15 protein-coding genes are annotated in these 16,111 nt (G+C 66.5%); 5 read left to right on the forward strand and 10 right to left on the reverse strand.

Annotated features, from left to right (window positions below; translation table 11 throughout):
• The 8 genes from P3H15_RS50400 to P3H15_RS50435 form a co-directional block, all read right to left on the reverse strand.
• A partial coding sequence (locus P3H15_RS50400) for a transposase (protein WP_276144212.1) occupies positions 1 to 645 on the reverse strand: 645 nt, incomplete at its 3' end.
• Between the two features lie 179 nt (positions 646 to 824).
• Complete coding sequence (locus P3H15_RS50405; RefSeq protein WP_276144213.1) at positions 825 to 1,706, reverse strand: LysR family transcriptional regulator; 882 nt, start codon at positions 1,704 to 1,706, stop codon at positions 825 to 827.
• Positions 1,703 to 2,434, reverse strand: coding sequence for an alpha/beta hydrolase (locus P3H15_RS50410; protein WP_276144214.1), 732 nt, complete (start codon positions 2,432 to 2,434; stop codon positions 1,703 to 1,705). Before P3H15_RS50410 ends, P3H15_RS50405 begins: the two co-directional genes overlap by 4 nt.
• Positions 2,435 to 2,443: 9 nt before the next feature.
• Entirely contained in the window at positions 2,444 to 3,211 is a 768-nt protein-coding gene (locus tag P3H15_RS50415) for an N-acyl homoserine lactonase family protein (protein WP_276144215.1), read from the reverse strand.
• 59 nt (positions 3,212 to 3,270) lie between these two features.
• Complete coding sequence (locus P3H15_RS50420) at positions 3,271 to 4,110, reverse strand: SDR family NAD(P)-dependent oxidoreductase (protein ID WP_276144216.1); 840 nt, start codon at positions 4,108 to 4,110, stop codon at positions 3,271 to 3,273.
• A gap of 49 nt (positions 4,111 to 4,159) precedes the next feature.
• Entirely contained in the window at positions 4,160 to 5,416 is a 1,257-nt protein-coding gene (locus P3H15_RS50425; protein ID WP_276144217.1) for an MFS transporter, read from the reverse strand.
• A gap of 205 nt (positions 5,417 to 5,621) precedes the next feature.
• Positions 5,622 to 6,131, reverse strand: coding sequence for a hypothetical protein (locus tag P3H15_RS50430; protein WP_276144218.1), 510 nt, complete (start codon positions 6,129 to 6,131; stop codon positions 5,622 to 5,624).
• A 204-nt stretch (positions 6,132 to 6,335) separates the two neighbouring features.
• On the reverse strand, positions 6,336 to 7,139 hold the full coding sequence (locus tag P3H15_RS50435) for an SDR family NAD(P)-dependent oxidoreductase (protein WP_276144219.1): 804 nt from the start codon (positions 7,137 to 7,139) through the stop codon (positions 6,336 to 6,338).
• Positions 7,140 to 7,774: 635 nt separating this feature from the next.
• On the opposite strand from P3H15_RS50435, the gene P3H15_RS50440 reads away from it, so the two are divergent.
• Positions 7,775 to 9,130: an MFS transporter gene (locus P3H15_RS50440; protein WP_276144220.1), complete on the forward strand. Its 1,356-nt coding sequence runs from the start codon at positions 7,775 to 7,777 to the stop codon at positions 9,128 to 9,130.
• The gene (locus tag P3H15_RS50445) at positions 9,127 to 10,131 is read left to right on the forward strand and encodes a zinc-binding dehydrogenase (RefSeq protein WP_276144221.1); all 1,005 of its coding nucleotides are present in this window, start codon (positions 9,127 to 9,129) and stop codon (positions 10,129 to 10,131) included. Before P3H15_RS50440 ends, P3H15_RS50445 begins: the two co-directional genes overlap by 4 nt.
• Positions 10,132 to 11,192: 1,061 nt before the next feature.
• Here the strand turns inward: P3H15_RS50445 and P3H15_RS50450 are convergent.
• Positions 11,193 to 12,434, reverse strand: a complete 1,242-nt coding sequence (locus P3H15_RS50450; RefSeq protein WP_276144222.1) for a UPF0158 family protein — start codon at positions 12,432 to 12,434, stop codon at positions 11,193 to 11,195.
• Positions 12,435 to 12,675: 241 nt separating this feature from the next.
• Here P3H15_RS50450 and P3H15_RS50455 point away from each other — a divergent pair, with 241 nt between their 5' ends.
• The 3 genes from P3H15_RS50455 to P3H15_RS50465 are packed head-to-tail and all read left to right on the forward strand — an operon-like array spanning position 12,676 to position 15,660.
• Complete coding sequence (locus P3H15_RS50455) at positions 12,676 to 13,005, forward strand: hypothetical protein (protein ID WP_276144223.1); 330 nt, start codon at positions 12,676 to 12,678, stop codon at positions 13,003 to 13,005.
• Between the two features lie 4 nt (positions 13,006 to 13,009).
• A complete protein-coding gene (locus P3H15_RS50460; RefSeq protein ID WP_276144224.1) occupies positions 13,010 to 14,863 on the forward strand; it encodes a hypothetical protein in 1,854 nt (617 codons plus the stop codon).
• On the forward strand, positions 14,863 to 15,660 hold the full coding sequence (locus tag P3H15_RS50465; RefSeq protein ID WP_276144225.1) for a hypothetical protein: 798 nt from the start codon (positions 14,863 to 14,865) through the stop codon (positions 15,658 to 15,660). Before P3H15_RS50460 ends, P3H15_RS50465 begins: the two co-directional genes overlap by 1 nt.
• A 148-nt stretch (positions 15,661 to 15,808) precedes the next feature.
• Here P3H15_RS50465 and P3H15_RS50470 read toward each other — a convergent pair whose 3' ends face one another.
• Entirely contained in the window at positions 15,809 to 15,958 is a 150-nt protein-coding gene (locus P3H15_RS50470) for a hypothetical protein (RefSeq protein ID WP_276144226.1), read from the reverse strand.
• Positions 15,959 to 16,111 lie beyond the last annotated feature (153 nt).

Raw genomic sequence — 16,111 nt, forward strand, 5'->3', positions numbered from 1 at the left:
TGCCGACGTGCTGGGGGTAGCACAGGATCGAGCCGTCGAGGTATGCGACACCGCGTGCCTTGGCCCACTGCTCCATCTCGTCGACCTCGTCGGGGATGCCGGTGCCGACGTTGACGAGCACCGATCCGTTCCAGGTGCCGACGTCGTCGAGCGCGGCACGTGTCGTGTCGTAGCCGGCGGTGTGGTAAGTCCTTTCGCGTACAGAGACAGCACGACCTCGTCCACTCCGAACAACCGTCGCTGCCGTTTGGGCACGATCTGCGGAGTGAACGAACCGTTGCGGTCACGCGGCACCTCAATGGTGACCTCACCACATGCATCGGTCAGCACCCGCTTGGTGCGCGATCCGTTGCGCGAGTTCCCGCTGCCACGACCCGCCGCGGCGTGCTTGTCGTACCCGAGATGTTCGGTCATCTCCTCATCGAGCGCCGCCTCGAGCACCGACTTCGTCAACGCCTTCAGCAGCCCATCCCGGCCGGTCAGTTCCACGCCCTCAGCGCGCGCCTGACGCACCAAATCGGCCACCAGCCGCTGCTCGCCGGCAGACAGCTCACGCACCGCCTCAGCGGCAACCACATCGTTGTTGCCGGACACGGCCGGCCCCGTCACCTGGGTGTTCTCCACACCCCTCAGTGTGTCGGTCATCGCAGTGATTCCTCCTGCCCCCACGCCGGGGGCGATCAAGACCACTTACACCGAATCAGCGACAGACCCCGGTGTTGTGAATCCACGGTGTCCGCCTCGCTCCGGGCGGAGGCGGACCGTGCGGCTGGTGTGTCAGAAGTGTGTGTCGTGGGCTCGTCGGGGCCAGCGTCCGGAAATCATTATGCGGTCAGTCCTTTGGCGTAGTGTTCGGCGATTCCCTCCACGACGGTGGTGATGGTTTTGTGTGCGAAGTGGTTCGGCCTCCATGCGGCGTGGATGGCGACTTCTACCGGTCCGGTGTGGGTGTGGATGGGGATGGTGCGGAGGCCGAATACGGTGATGTCGGTGAGGATGGCGATTCCGGCTCCGGATGCGGCGAGGGCTTGTGCGTGTCGGGGTACGGCGCACTCGGCGAAGTCGAAGTACTCTTGTTCGTCGCCGGCGAAGGCACGGTCGGTGACGAGCCGTATCTGGTGTCCGGCCTCGCGGAGGATCAGCTTCTCGTGGGAGAGGTCCTCGACCAGGAGCATGTCCTTCGAGGCCAATCGGTGGGTGTCGGGCATCTGGGCGCAGAGGGGGACTTGGCCGATGACTCGCCATTCGAGGTCCGCTGTCGGTGGTGCGCTGGCGATGGCGATGTCGGCATCGGCGCCGAGGAGTTGGTACGAGCTGGCTCCGGGTGCGGGGATCAGTGTGAGTTCGAGGCCGGGGATTGCTTCGCCGTGGGCGATGTAGGGGGCGAGGATGTCGGTGATGGTGACGGTGGGGGCGGCGATGGACAGTTTGGTCGGTGCTCCCGCGGCGATGTCGCGGGCGATGGAATCCAACTCGCCGGCTCGTGTGACCAGGTCGCGTGCTCGCTCGATGTAGGTGCGGCCGGCGGGGGTCAGCACCATTCCCCGCGGGACGCGTTCGAAGAGTTCGAAGCCGAGAGTGCGCTCCACTTGAACGATCTGACGTGAGATCGACGGTTGCCCGACATTGAGCAGGTTCGCAGCGCCGGCGACCGAGCCGCAGTCGGCGACGGTGAGGATGTACCCGAGGACTCGAAGATCGATCATGATCTGATCTTCGCCGAGGCCAGCTCGTTCATCAGTGCGTCGAGCAGCCGTGTCGTGGTCTGCCCGCCGGGTGGCTCGTGCCGCCCGTTCTCACCGATCAGCAGTGTCGTCTCGGATGCCAGCTCCGCGAACAGCTCGAGTTGTCCATCGCGTGCGAAGAGATGATCGTCGAGTCGAAGGTAGAACTCCACGGGAACCGAGACCTGCGCCGCGTCCACCAGCAGGCGGGGCCCGGTGAGGTTGTCGGTTCCCCACATTCCGAGCACGGCGGCGTCGATGGTCGGTACGCGGGCGAGCAGCGGCAGTCCGTAGAGGGTGCCCATCGAGAGCCCGTAGTAGCCGGTGGGCAGTTCGCCGACGCTATCTCTCGCCCACTGCAGGGCTGTGTCCCAGTCGTCCACCATGGCGTCGATCTGCGGGTCGTGGTGCCAGTAGGTCCGCCACTCCCGTTTGACGGTGTCGGCGTCCTGCCCGCCGTCGGTGCGGCGTCCGCCGTGGACGGGGCCGTCGATGAGCAGCACGGCGGACTGATGCCGGGTGACGAGGGTGTCGGCGATCGCGGTCATCCGGTTGTCGTTGCGGTGGCCGTAGCCGCCGTGGCCGACGAGGACGAGGGCCCGGGCGGTTCGGTCAGCCGGTGTCCACAAACTCGCCGGGACCGGTCGCTCCGCCGATCCGAGGACGATGTCCGATCGGGTGGCAGAGCTCAGAGATGCCTGTCGTGTCACGTTGTGTTCCTAGGCAATCCGGTCCGGGGCTTGCGGGACCGTTTTCCAGAACTCGGGGTCGTGTCCGACGAGGACGTGGACACCGTTGTTGCGCATCGCCTGCAGATTCTCGAGGACCGTGAGGGTGGACGCGGAATCGGTGACGTTCAGGGGCAGCACCAGGTCGTCGAGTGAGGCGGTCAAATAGCACGCGTCACCGCACAGGAACCAGGTCCCGGCCTCGGTGCTGACCCGCAGTGACTGATGCCCGGGGGTGTGTCCGTTGGTGGGGACACACACCAGGGCGCCGTCACCGAAGATGTCGTGTTCGCCGTCGAGGGTGCGCAGGTGTTGCCCGGTCTCGAAGTCGGCCTTGCGGTACGCCATCGTGTCGTCGGGCTGCTTGCGGGCGTGGTCGAGTTCGCGCCCCTGGACGAGGATGTCCGCGTTCGGCAGCAGGCTGTTGCCTCCGCAGTGATCGTGGTGCAGGTGCGAGTTCACCACGAGATCGACCGCGGTGGGATCGAAGCCGGCCTTCTGCAGGCGGGCTGCGACGTCTTCGCCGGGTCCGAAGTGGAATTGCCGGTCCTTCTTCGCGTACTCGGGAACGTAGTCGTCGTAGTTGTCGTAGATCTGCGGGCTCATCCCGCTGTCGAAGAGCACCTGACCGTGGGGGTGCACGATCAGGTAGCTGGTGACCGGCACACGAAGCATCCCGGTTTCGGTGGATCGGAGTGAGGGGTAGCTGATGGTGATTTCGCCGCAGGTCAGGGCGTACATCTCCACGGGTACGGTCATTGTCTTCACCTTCTGAATGGTTTGGCTTGTCTTGTGCTGGACGGGGCTGTGCGGGGGGTTTAGGTGCCTGTGGTGCCGCCGTCGACCGCCAGCACCTGCGAGGTGACGAACGAGCTCTGATCGGAGAGGAAGAAGGACACGGCGTAGGCGATGTCCCACGCGGTGGCCATCCGGCCCAACGGAATTGTCGCCACCCGGTCCAGCCGGTTCGGGTTGGCCGCGGTGGTCGCCCGCCCGTTGGGGGTGTCGACCATCCCCGGGCAGACGATGTTGACGCGGATTCCGCGGGCACTGGCCTCGGAGGCGCTGTGCCGCATCAATCCGGTCAGGGCGGCTTTGGAGGCCTGGTACGCCACCAGCCGCCCCCCGGACCGAAGAGCTGCGGTGGAGGAGATCAGCACGATGGACCCGCCGGGGTTCATCAGCGGTACCGCGGCCTTGATCGCCAACGCGGCGCCGCGGACGTTCACCGCGAAGGTGCGGTCCCAGTCGTCGACCTCCACCCCGGCCAGATCGAGCGCCTCGATGCCGATGCCGACGTTGTAGACCATCCCGTCCAGGCCGCCCAAGGTCTCGATCGCGCCGTGGACCAGATTGTCCGCATACCCGGGGTCGGAGACGTCGGCGCGCACAGCGTGCGCGGCGCCATCGGCATGTTCGATGATCTCGACCGTATCCTGGGCGCTGCGCAGGTCGCGATCGGCGACGAGGACGTCGGCGCCTTCGCGGGCGGCGAGAACGGACATGGCGCGTCCGTTTCCGGTCGGGTCCGTCGCGCTGTCCACGACCCGCTGGCCGCCGCCGATGACCAGGATCTTCTTACCGGCAAGGGTGTGGTGGCCCGGTGCGTTGCCTGCCGCGGTGCGGGGGAGGTCGCGCTGGGTGGTGTTCGCCGTCATGAGATTTCGCTTCTTTCGTACCAGTGTGAGTGGAAGGTTGTGCCGTGGTCTAGGAGGTCGAGTCGGATTCGAAATTTTTGCCGGCGACTTCGGGACTCTTCAGTGCGACGGTGAAGGTGATCAGGGCCAGCACGATGGCGTAGACGGTGAAGAGCCAGCCCTTACCGATGCTCGAGAGCCACGTACTCAAGTACGGGGCCGTTCCCCCGAACAGGGCGATACCGATCGCGAGCGGAAGAGCGATGGCCGTTGCGCGGACATGAGTGGGGAACAGTTCGCTGAAGAAGGCCGGCTCCACGGATGTGGCCGAGGCCAGGAAACAGAGGGCGATACCGATCGCGATACCGGTCTGCAGTGCGTTGGAGTCGAGCAGCAGTGATAGCGGGAAAGCCAGCACCGCGAGCATTCCGCTGGCGATCATGTAATTCGGCCGCCGCCCGAACCGGTCGGAGAATCGTCCCCACAGCGGCAGAACACACAGGTACGCGGCCTGCGCCGCCAGACTCGCCCAGAACGTATGCGACGGATCGGCACCCTTGGCCGAGATCGCGTACGTGGTTGCGTTGACAGCCCAGAAATAGTAGGCGACCGTCATGCCCGCCGTCAGCCCGAGAACGCGCAGCACACCGGTGCGGTGCTGCCAGACCACACCCCACCGCTCGCGTGCACTGATCTTCGGGTGGGAGCTCTGCGCCTGCTCGAACGCATCCGAGTCACGCAGACTCCGACGCAACACCAGAGCGAAGATACCCAAGACCCCGCCGAGCAGGAACGGGATCCGCCATCCCCACTCGCTCACCGCGTCGTGCGAGAGCACTGAGGTGAGAATCGCACCCAGAAGTGTGGCGGAGATGATGCCCAACATCAGCGCAATCGGATACAGGCTCGAATACCGGCCCCGGCGTGAGGGCGGCGCCAGTTCCGAGACGAACACATAGGCCGAGGTGCTCTCGCCGCCGTGACCGAACCCCTGGACGATCCGCGCGATCGTGAGGAGCACCGCGGCCGCCGGCCCGATCGCTTCGAACGACGGCAGCACGCCGATGACCAAACTAGCCCCCGCGGTCAACAGCATCGCGGTGATCATCGCCCTCTTGCGGCCCACACTGTCGGCGACCCACCCGAGCACCACCGCGCCGAGCGGCCGCGCGAGGAAACCGGCGGCGAAGACCGCCAGCACCGACAATATGGCCGCGGTGTTGTCCTCCTTCACGAAGAACTGGCTCGCGAAGAATGGAGCAAAGGTCGCGAAGACCGTGAAATCGTAGTACTCGAGCGCGACTCCGGCTACCGAGCGAAGCAGCATCCCGCGGCGACTGACGGTGCTACCGGGTTGGTCCCGATGGGTTTCGCCTGGTGCCTCAGACGACGAGTCTGGTGTTTCAGACGACGAATGGTGGGTGACGGCATCCATTGACGTCATCTCCTTGCGTGAGGGGAAGGGTGAGGGTGTTTCAGGTCGGACAGTCACGCGTTCAGGCCGCTGCCTGGTGCGATCGGTCCGCCAAGGTTTACTTTTCGAGAGTCGCGTCGACGAATTTCGCCCGGGGGGTATCTCCGGCCAGGATCGCCACCAGCAGGTTCTCCTCGTCCGGTGATCCCTCGGTGATGTTGACGAAGCGGCGCGGGACCAGCGCGGGTACCGACACGCAGTCGAACGGGCCCAACTCCAGGACCCCGTCCTCGGCGGTCCCGTAGATCACCCGCCAGTGGCCGTTGACGGCGATGAATGTTTCGTTTGCGTCGTGAATGTGCAGCGAGGGCCCGTTCCCGGGCGTCGCGAGCACGTACGTGATGTTGAATCCCTCCGCGACCTCGATCGCGGGAAGCGATTCTCCGCCCGCCGTCATCTCCAGACCTGCGCCGACGACGTTGAACACCTTGCGCTGTGCTCCTTCGCGGCGGCTGTCGGAGTATCGATCCGGATTGTAGGACAGGTCCGCGAAGCGAGCCACGCGTCGGCTCATGACCTCGTGAGAGACCTCGATCGGTTCGAGTTCTGCTGCGGTCGCGTTGGTCATTGCTTTCTCCTTATTCATAGGGGATGACTCAATTGATGGTGGTTGTGGACAATGCGCCAATGTGCTCGTAAGGCATGCGGGGCATTGTGGATCATTCGTATGCGACGGAGCGCGCGTCCTGTTCCACTTCATTGTGGAAAATGTTTGCGGCCGTTGAGGTTGCGGCCGGTCCGCAGGAGTGTGCTGCCTGCCGGGTGTGGCTGCCTATCCGACGAGGAGTGATTGTCCGCCGTCTACTTTCAAGCAGACGCCGGTGATGAAGTGGGCGTTTTCGGAGGCGAGGAATACGGCGGCGCGCGCGGTGTCCCAGGCGGTTCCCTGCTTGCCGCGCAGGGGAACGCGGGACTCGCGCTGTGCGTATACCTCGTCCCGCGCCCGCCCTGCGTTCACGTGTGCCTCGATCGCCATCGGCGTGTCCATGTATCCAGGAAGAATTGCATTACAACGGATTCCGTCGGGACCGTAGCGCAAGGCAATGTTCTCGACCAGTGCAACGACACCGGCCTTCGATGTCTTGTACGCGATGTTGGGATAGCCGGTCACCGTGGCCAGGGAGCCGATGCAGACGATGGATCCCGATCCCGCCTCGCGCATATGCGGGATCACGTGCTTGCAGGTGGCGACCATGCCGGTCAGGTTGACCCGTGTCATCTTCTCGAACGTGTTCAGGTCGATCTCGGTGACCACGGCATCGCCGGCCGCTACACCGATCCCGACGTTGTTGTGAAGGATGTCGATCCCGCCGAGGGTGTCTCGGGCAAATTTCACCATCTTTTCGACGGCCGCCTCGTCGGCGATGTCGGCCGCGACGGCCCATGCCTTGCCGCCGGCTTTGACGATCTCATTGGCAGTGTCCTCGGCGCGGTCGAGTTCTCGATCGGCCACCACGACTTCGGCGCCTTCCTGGGCGAACAGAAGCGCTGTGGCCCGTCCGTTGCCGATGGTCTGTCCGGGCGTCTGTCCGCCACCGACCACCAAAGCGCGTTTTCCCTCGAGTTCGGTGTTCATGTTCCCTCTCAAACAGCCGCGGAAGTGGCGTCAATCACGATGATGGTATGAGCCTAAACCATAGAAATCGGCTTAACCAATGCCTACTATGCATTGGAAAGTATGCCTGGGCGGCATATGCCGCTGACACCGCTGACGCCGCCGCATCTGCTCGGGTTCTGCTCCCTGCACGAGCGGATCAGCGCCGCCTCGGCGCGCGCAGCGCCTGCTTGTCCGATCCGGGCACACGTTTCAGCGGTTCGCACCCGCCCGGTGGCGTGGGTGAGACCGCGACGGAAACGTTCGTGACATACAGATCAGGTTCTGTCGAAAAATGTTGGATACCAGTCAGTGTCACGAGCAGATGCTCGACGGTCCGTGACTCGTTTCGCGGGTGATCATCACCGGACACTCGACCGGTGAGATCTGCCGACAGGGTTCAGACTCCCGCGAAAATATGCCGCAGGAGCATTGATTCAATTCTTGATGGGTATTGGACGAGCATTGATCGACCGTGCCACCATGAAGCCTGCTCTCGGGAGACCTGAATCACATGGTCCTGCAGAGCCTCACAGGCGACGTCCCCGTCCCCCATCACACCCGCTCAGCGCTTCAGCGCTGAATGCGCCACAGCGCAGGATGAATTGAGGATTCCATTGTCTACAACAACCGAGGCGGACCGATCCCGCCAGGCCCGCCGGGCCGGCTTCGCCGCGTTCCTGGGCACGTCCGTCGAATGGTACGACTTCTTTGTCTTCGGCACCGCAAGCGCACTCGTCCTCGGCAAACTCTACTTCCCCCAGGCAGATCCGACGGTGGGCACACTTGCCGCGTTCGCGACCTTCGGCGCCGGATACCTCGCACGCCCGCTCGGCGGCATCGTCTTCGGCCATCTCGGTGACCGGGTGGGCCGCAAGTCCACGCTCATCATCACGCTCCTGCTGATGGGGTTCGCGACCGTGGTGATCGGCCTGCTGCCGACGTACGAGCAGATCGGCATCGCGGCGCCGGTGCTCCTGGTGGTCTTCCGGCTCATCCAGGGTGTTGCGGTGGGCGGCGAGTGGGGCGGGGCTGTCCTCATTGCGTCCGAACACGCCCAGAAGAAGCACAAGGTGGCGGCCGGCGCGTGGGCGCAGCAGGGTGCACCCGCCGGAAACCTCATGGCCGCGGGCGTATTCCTTGTGGTCAGTGGGCTGCCCGATGACCAGTTCCTGTCGTGGGGTTGGCGTCTACCGTTCCTCTTCTCGGCCGTCCTCGTTGTTATCGGTCTCGTTGTCCGACTCAAGATCGAGGAGCCGCAGGAGTTCCTCGTTGCCCTCGCCAACAAGAAGAAGGCCGCGGTTCCCTTCGTCGAGGTGATCCGCAAGTCCTTCGGCATCGTCATGCTCGGCGCATTCGCGGCCGCCTTGTCCGGGTCCTACGGCACGTTCTTCAAGGTCCTGGGCCTCGACTACGCCACGTCGATCGTCGGAATGGACCGGCAGTCCTTCCTGCTCGCCCTCACCGTGATGTCGGCCGCCCAGTTCGTGTTCCAACCCATCGCCGCCGCCATCGTGACCAGGATCGAGCCCGTGCGTGTCCTGGTCTGCTCGATCATCCTCAGCATGGCGCTCCTGCCGGTCGCGTGGGTCTTCGTCACCACCGGCAGCACGCTGCTCGTCATCGTGGGCCTGGTGGTGACGATCGCCCCGATCGGGGCGCAGTATGCGCTGATCGCGGGCTACCTCGCGGAAGCCTTCCCGACCCACGTCCGCTACACGGGGATCTCCCTGAGCTTTCAGCTCAACTCGGCCATTTTCACGTCCATGACCCCGCTCATCGGTGGCTTCCTCATTGCAACAACGGGGAGCGCGTGGTCGATCATCGGCTTTCAGGAATCGATTGCTGTGGTCAGCCTCGTCGGCGTCCTCTTGATGACACGGTTCACCGGAGCCGGTACCTTCCGTGCCGCCGAATCCGAGGAGGTCGGCGTGCGGGGCTCCGCTCAGGGCGTCACGGCGGTGACCCGATGAGCGGCGCGACCGGAACAATGGCGGCGCTGATGGTCGGCCGTGGTCCTGACTGGGTCAGGGACGAGATCCCCGTCCCGGTCCCCGGGCCCACTCAACTTCGCGTGCGGGTGCGCGCCGCGGCGCTCAACCGGGCCGATATGTACATGCTCGAGGGCACCTACAACAGTGCCGTCCTCACCTCGCGTGAATTCGTCGCGGGCCGAGAGTGCGCAGGAGTCGTGGACGCCGTCGGGGCCGAGGTGGAGGGCATCACCATCGGCGACCGGGTCATGGGCGCCGCGTCGGAAACCTTCGCCGAGTACGCCCTCCTGGAGGCCGCGAACGGTATCCCCGTCCCGCCGGCCCTGAGCTGGATCGAGGCGGCAGCTCTGCCCGTCGCACTCGGCACCGAGCATGACGCGCTCGTCACGCAGGCCGGCTTCACGGCCGGGGACGGCGTCCTTGTCCTGGGCGGAACCTCGTCGATCGGGCTGGTCGGGATACAGATGGCCAAAGCGCTCGGCTCGCCCGTCGTGGTTGCGACGACGACCTCGCGCGACAAGGCGGCGGCGCTCGAGTCCGCCGGCGCCGACGTCGTCGTCGTGCTGGGCGACGGCGATTTCGTCGCCCGCGTGCTCGATGCCACCGAGGGACGCGGCGTCGATATCGTGCTCGACCATCTCGCCGGCGAACCGCTCGCCCAATCGATCCGGGCGACGAGGATCGGGGGGACGATCGTCAACATCGGCCGCCTCGCGGGCCGCACGAGCACCATCAGTCTCGACGACCTGTCCTTCCGCCGTGTCCGGCTCCAGGGCACAACGTTCAGCGTCAGGACGGCAGAACAGCGAGCGCAGGTCTACGCTGCGCTGCGCCCCGCCGTCCTCCCGGCCGTGGCAGATAGGCGGATCCTTCCAGTCATCGATCGCGTCTACGCATTCGACGACGCCCTCGCCGCCGCCGAGCGTATGCGGTCCAATCAGGCGGTCGGCAAGCTCGTCCTCAAGATGCCGCCGGGCTGACCGACTCTCCCTCCTCCCACCACCGTCCGGAAGCCGCCGCCGAGATCATGCAACGGCGAGGGAACACCAGGACATGACCACCGCATCCCCACCTTCGGGGGTTCGCATCACAGACAAGGAACATCCCCATGAGCTTTCTTGGAGAGCCCACCCAGGTCGCCTATGTGGTCAAGGACCTCCAGACCGCAATGCGGCACTGGCACGAGAAGCTGGGCGTGGGCCCGTGGTTCTACAAGGACGATATGCGTCTGTGGGAAGCTTCCCCCCGAACCGGGCTGCAACCGAGGACTGCCAGTTGCTCGAACACACGTTCGAATTGCGTGTTACGCTCTCCCTAGCGGGGCGGGTGGAGGCCAAGCGCATCGGGAAGCATCCGCCCCGCGCCAACTCAGTGCCGAGGTGAAACCGATGGACAGTGCGCGTGTGTATCGGCACGAAGCTCGTCGATCTCGAGCACTATTTCCGCAAGGCCGGCTACCCCCGAGTTGTCGCGGCGGGCGCTCGATGCCTTCATGACGCGGTATCTGGGACGCGTCCTCGAGCTCGCCGACGGGATGCGCGAATAAGGGTGGACCCCGCCCGATGTCGACCTGACCGCGGAACCGTCGCCGCACGCTCTCCTGTCGGTCGTGGTGTGTACTGTTTGCGCGGTTCCGGGAATCCTCCCCCCAATTCGATTCTCGGAACCCCGCACCGGCGTCACCCCCCCCGACGTCGGGGCACATCAATGCCCGGACATCTCGCCTGCACGCCGACCGCCGGCGGCCGCGGTCCCGCGGCCCGGCGAGGTCACCTCCGGAATCCCCGCCGATCGAGCCGTCAAGGTCTGTGCCGGTGGCATTGTGCAGTGCGGCAACCCGCGCGGACGTGGCACCGTGCCTCAGCACGTGCCCACCGCAATCCTGTCTCCATTCCCTGGCACTTCTTCAGCGGCTCGTCGCCGCGGCTGTCGGAGCGAGGCTGACCGCCCCGGGTGCCGTCCCGCGACCGACGATCGGGACGCTACCGCGTGAGCGGACGGGGTCGGGGACACCCGGGGCGGACACGGCGTGGGCTGATGGTCAGCCCACGCGGATGCCCTGGTCGGCGAGGAACTCGCGGGCACGACCCAGCTGGCGGTCGGTGGAGAAGGCGTACCACTGGTCGGCGAGGCTCTCCTGGTGGACGAGTTCCCGGAACCGGTGAAACGCACCCTTGCCCTCGATCGCCCGCTCCAGCCGCTCCCGCAGTGACGAATCATGCTGCCGCTGCGCGAAGGCCGCCATGTCCCGCCAGCCGTCCAGCGAGCCGGTGCGGTCGAACCGGAGCCAACGGTCGGGCTCGGTGTCCACGTCGACGGCGGCGTCCTGTCCGACCATCGCCGGATCGGTGATCCCCTCGTCCAACACGTCCCCGGTGTGCAGGTCGAGGTAGCCACCGGCCGACATGGTGAGATCCCCCTCCCGTTCGGTACCGAGCATCTCCAGTTCGACCGGCACCACCCGCCCCGTCAACGGCTCGCCGCGCAAACACGCGAGCAGGTCCTGCGCCAGCACCTCGTCACCCGCACCGGCGCGCCACGTCAGCCGGTTGATGATCGACACCGTCACCGCCTCCGCCTGCTTCCGACGCTGGTGCAGTGCCATCGGCAGACCCGCCCCCACCTGGTGCAGCACGTCGTCGACGTCACGGCCGCGGACCGCGGCGAGGAAGCGGTCCGCATCTGCTGCCGCGATGGCTGCGCGCAGCTCGGCCACCTCGAGGGTGGGCACCTGGTCCTGTGCGGGCCACGCGTGCAGCAGCATCGGATGCGGCCCGCTGGGTCTGCGCGGAGCCCGGCTCTGCCCGTCGTCGTCGGCCCACCGGCGCCCGTACTGGTCCGGAATGACGCCCCATCCCCAGTACGGCAGGGGTTTGGCGGGGGCGATGCCCAAAACCTGGATGGGGTCGACCTTCTCGTCGCCGATCACACAGCGGTGGATCCAGTCATCGCCCAAATCGAACGTGAACTGAAACTCCGCTCCGGGCCGCAGAAGCCGCGCGACCCTGGCCGACTCGATGTCCACCGTCTCGGTGATGGGCCCACCGAGCGACTCCACCATCTCGGCCCCGGTCTCGGTGTCGGTGACCACACGGGAATCGGCGAGGGTGAACATCGACAGGTGCGACCTGTCCCACCGGGCGAACGCGTCGTTGATCGCATTCGCGAGGTCCATGAAGGTATGCGACGGACCGACCGCGAAGACGCGGCCCGGCCACGGCCACAATTCCTCCCCGCGCCCGCCGAGCAGCTCCACCGTCACCGACAACCATGTTCGCGCCATCCCCCGAGGATGACAGGCGAGCCGCGGCGCAGCCATGCCGCAGCCCGGATGGGTGCACCGGCGCCCCGTGCCGGCCGGGGTTCGTCCAGTTCGGCGCGCACCCCGCGACCCGGACCGCACAGATACGTGCAACATCGCGCGTAACACAGCGTGTGATGTTGCGCGTATCGACTAGCATGGGCTGCAGCGGCGCCTGGCAGCACGGACGGCGGCCGCAGGGGAGCTGGCAACAGGAGTAGGTATGGCGCAGGCCGGAAAACGCGGAAGCAACCCTGCGGGGCCGAACGGGGGACGCCGAACGTCGAAGCCGCACAACGATACCCGAACCTCGGGAGGTCCCGTCGCCGCGGCGCCCGCCGACGCGTTGTCGTCGAAGCTCGAGTCCCGCAGGGGTCCGGTGAAGGTGCAGCTGAACACCTGGGTGCTGGCGTCGACGGAGGCCCGGCTGAAGTGGCTGGTGAAGAACCGACAGTTCACGGTCACCAGCGTCGTGGACGTGGCGCTGCAGGAGTTGCTGGACCGCTACGACGTACCACCGGCGGATCCTGATGGCCGGATCGGGGAGCGGTAGAGCGATGAGTCGTCCGTGGGAGCAGATTGCCCTGTTCGACGTGCACGAGCCCTCTACCCCGGATCCTGCCGCCGACGATGCCGACGAGATCGACGCGGAGGACATCGCCGAGGAAGGGTCGCCGACACCTATTGCTGCCCCGGAGCCGTCGATACCTGCCGTTGCCCCGGAACCACCGACGGCGCAGGAGCCCGAACCGGCAACCGAGCCGGCGACGACACCGCCGAGTCGGCCGGTGTGGGAGTCGTTGCCGGTGGGTGTGGAGGCGGATGAGCATGCGTTGATCGTGACCGCCGCGGGAACGTGTACGCCGTCGGGCCGGGAGTTGACCGGTCCGGTCGATTCGGTGGAGAAGCTGGACAAACTGGTGCGCTGGGCCGCCCTGACACCGTTGGGTTCGCCGCCGCAGGTGTGGATCGTGGGCCAGGGCGCGTGTGAATCGTTGGGGTGGGTGATCGACCCGGGGTCCGAGGACGACTTCGACGACATGGAGGCACTGCGCACCCGCGCCGCCGCCGACCTGACCGCGGTGCTGCAGGCGACGTTGACGCCGATGCTGACCGCGGGCTGGGAGTTGCGGGGAGATCCGGGGCATGTGGTGCACCTGTCCCGGTCGATCGGCAAGTTCACCTCGATGGTCGATGTGGTGATCGAGCCGTACGTGTGGACGTACTGGAACAAGGACTTCGGCTGGAACAACCGGGTCGGGGAGATGGGGATCCTCGGCTCCCCGACGGCCGGTACGTATCTCCCCGACGACGATCTACCGGCGGCGCGGGAGTTGGGTCGCCGGTTGGCCTGGTCCGCGAAACACCTCGGCGTGCTTCCGGGGCCGACCCCGGCGCGGACCGGTGCGGCGATCGTCGACAAGATCAAGCGGGAACGCACCCGGTCGGGCAAGGGCCTGGTGGTGGCGACGGCGGGGCCGGTGCCGCCGCTGGACGGGGCCCCGCGCGGGGACCTCGAACCCGCGGTGGGGTGGACACGCGTCCCGGAGGCCGATGAACTCGACAACGTCCACCGGTTGGTGTCCATCGACCAACGGGCCGCGTACCTGGCGTCGGCGGGGATGCTGGAATTCGGGTACGGGCAGCCCACCCATGTGACCGGCGGGGCGGCGGCCGCTGCGGCGGTGGGGGAGAAGGGGGCCCCGTTCGGGCTGTGGCGGATCACCCTCCCTCCCGGGCAGACGTTGTCGCTGCCGGAGAGGCTGCCGCCCCCGCACCCGCACATGCTCGCCGATCAGCCGGTGCAGACCTGGGTCACTACGGTCAGCCTGGACGGGTTGTGCGCACCGGTGGCGGATGGGGGGATCGGAGCCGACATCGATGATCTGGATGTCACCGAGGCCTGGGTGTACCCGCAGCAGGGCCGGGTGCTGGACAAGTGGGCGAAAATCCTCCGCGAGGCGCGCACAGCAGCGGTGGACACCGAGGATGCGGCGGCGAAACGGTTCGTCGGGTCCTGCTACAAGGGGTATATCGGGCGGATGGTGAACCCGGACATGTGGACCGCGACCCGGATGGCCCATCATCACCAACCTGTGTGGCGGGCGGCGATCATTGCGCACTGCCGGTGGCGGGGCCGGCGGGTGGCGATGCGGATCGGCCGCGAGCACAATCGGTGGCCGGTCCGGACGGTCACCGACTCCTGGGTGTATCTCCTCGCCGAGGGGGAGGACATCGCCGATGCGAGTGCGGCGTTGGGGAAGATGTCGGTGGAGAAGGACACCCCCCTCACCGGCCCACTCCTGGCCGCGTTGGCGTCGGCTCAGGATGTGCACGAGGTGAATCTGGCGATCCGGGCGGTCTTCGCCGACGAGGAGTTCGCCTTCGACGAGGGGGACGGGGTGCTCTGATGGCCCTGCATCTTCCCAAACCCCGCACCACGAAACCGGCGCAGCAGGCGGTCGGTCTGGACGGCCTCAAGGTGTCGGTCGCGAACGCCGCGACCAGCGGGGTCGAAAAATCCAAGCAGGTCAAGAGCGGGGGTTTGGCGGGGCTGACCAGCAAGGTCTCGGTCACACAGCTGCGGAAGGAGCTCGGCAACGAGGGTTTGCGGCAGGCGGCGATCGATGCCGGCCGCACACCCCCATCGGCGCGCACATTGCGCCGGTGGGCGCAGCAGGGGCGGATCCCGCACGCGGATGTGCTCGAGCGTGCCCAGCGGCGGGCGGCGATCGAACGCCTCGGTGGCGTCGATGCGGTGGCCGCGATGATCGGGCGGTCCCGCTCCGCGGTCTCCCGGTACCGGTCGGGGGAGACGAACGAGTTGCGGGCCGACGCGAGCAAGAAACTGAAAACCGTGAAGGCACAAGACATCATGAAACGGGCGGGGGTGTTGCGGCCGGACGGAACCCCGAAACGGGCGGTGATCCGGGTCCGGGGTGGGGTGATGGTGCGTAACGGGGCGGACGAGGGCTACGACTACCGGGTCCGCACATTGGATTTCGCGAACTCGGACACCCCGTTCAGCAGTGACGAGTCCCGTGAACTGGCCGCCGCGTTGGCGAATGATGATCACGCCCGGGTCGTGGCGTTGCTCGAGCGGCACGCCACCCTCGACTACCCGGAGAACAAGGGTTTCGACAGGTACAGCGACCAGTTCGGGTTCCACTTCGACCACATCGATTCGGTGCACATCGACTGGATCTGATCATCGGACGGACCGAACCAAGGGAACGCGAAGGGCCCTCGCTGATCGATGTCTCGACGATCTCGGTCACGCCGCTCGCGACGCCCACACTCGTGTAGTCGCGAGAACTGGTGTCGGGTACGGCCCGCGGGTGTGTCGGGGGCGGGTGTCAGCGCGCCTGGTGGTGTTGGTCGGGGTGGTCGTCGGCGAACATGGCCTCGATCCGGGCCTTGATTTCCTCGGTACTGATCGCCGTGTGGTGTGTGGTGCCGCGGACGCCGGTGTGTGTTGTGGTGGCTGGTGTGGTCGGGGTGTTCATCGTGGCGGTTCCTGTCTTCGTTCCGAGGTGGGGGGTTCTGTGCGGGTGGGGCGTGGGGGTCAGAGTCCGACGGCGGTTTCGAGGAGGTCGAGTTCGGAGTCGAGGTGGTCGAGCATGGGGTGCAGATCCGGGACGGTGCGGCGGCAGCCGGTG

The sequence above is a fragment of the Rhodococcus sp. T2V genome (assembly GCF_029269925.1).
In the GTDB taxonomy this organism is placed as follows: domain Bacteria; phylum Actinomycetota; class Actinomycetes; order Mycobacteriales; family Mycobacteriaceae; genus Rhodococcus_F; species Rhodococcus_F koreensis.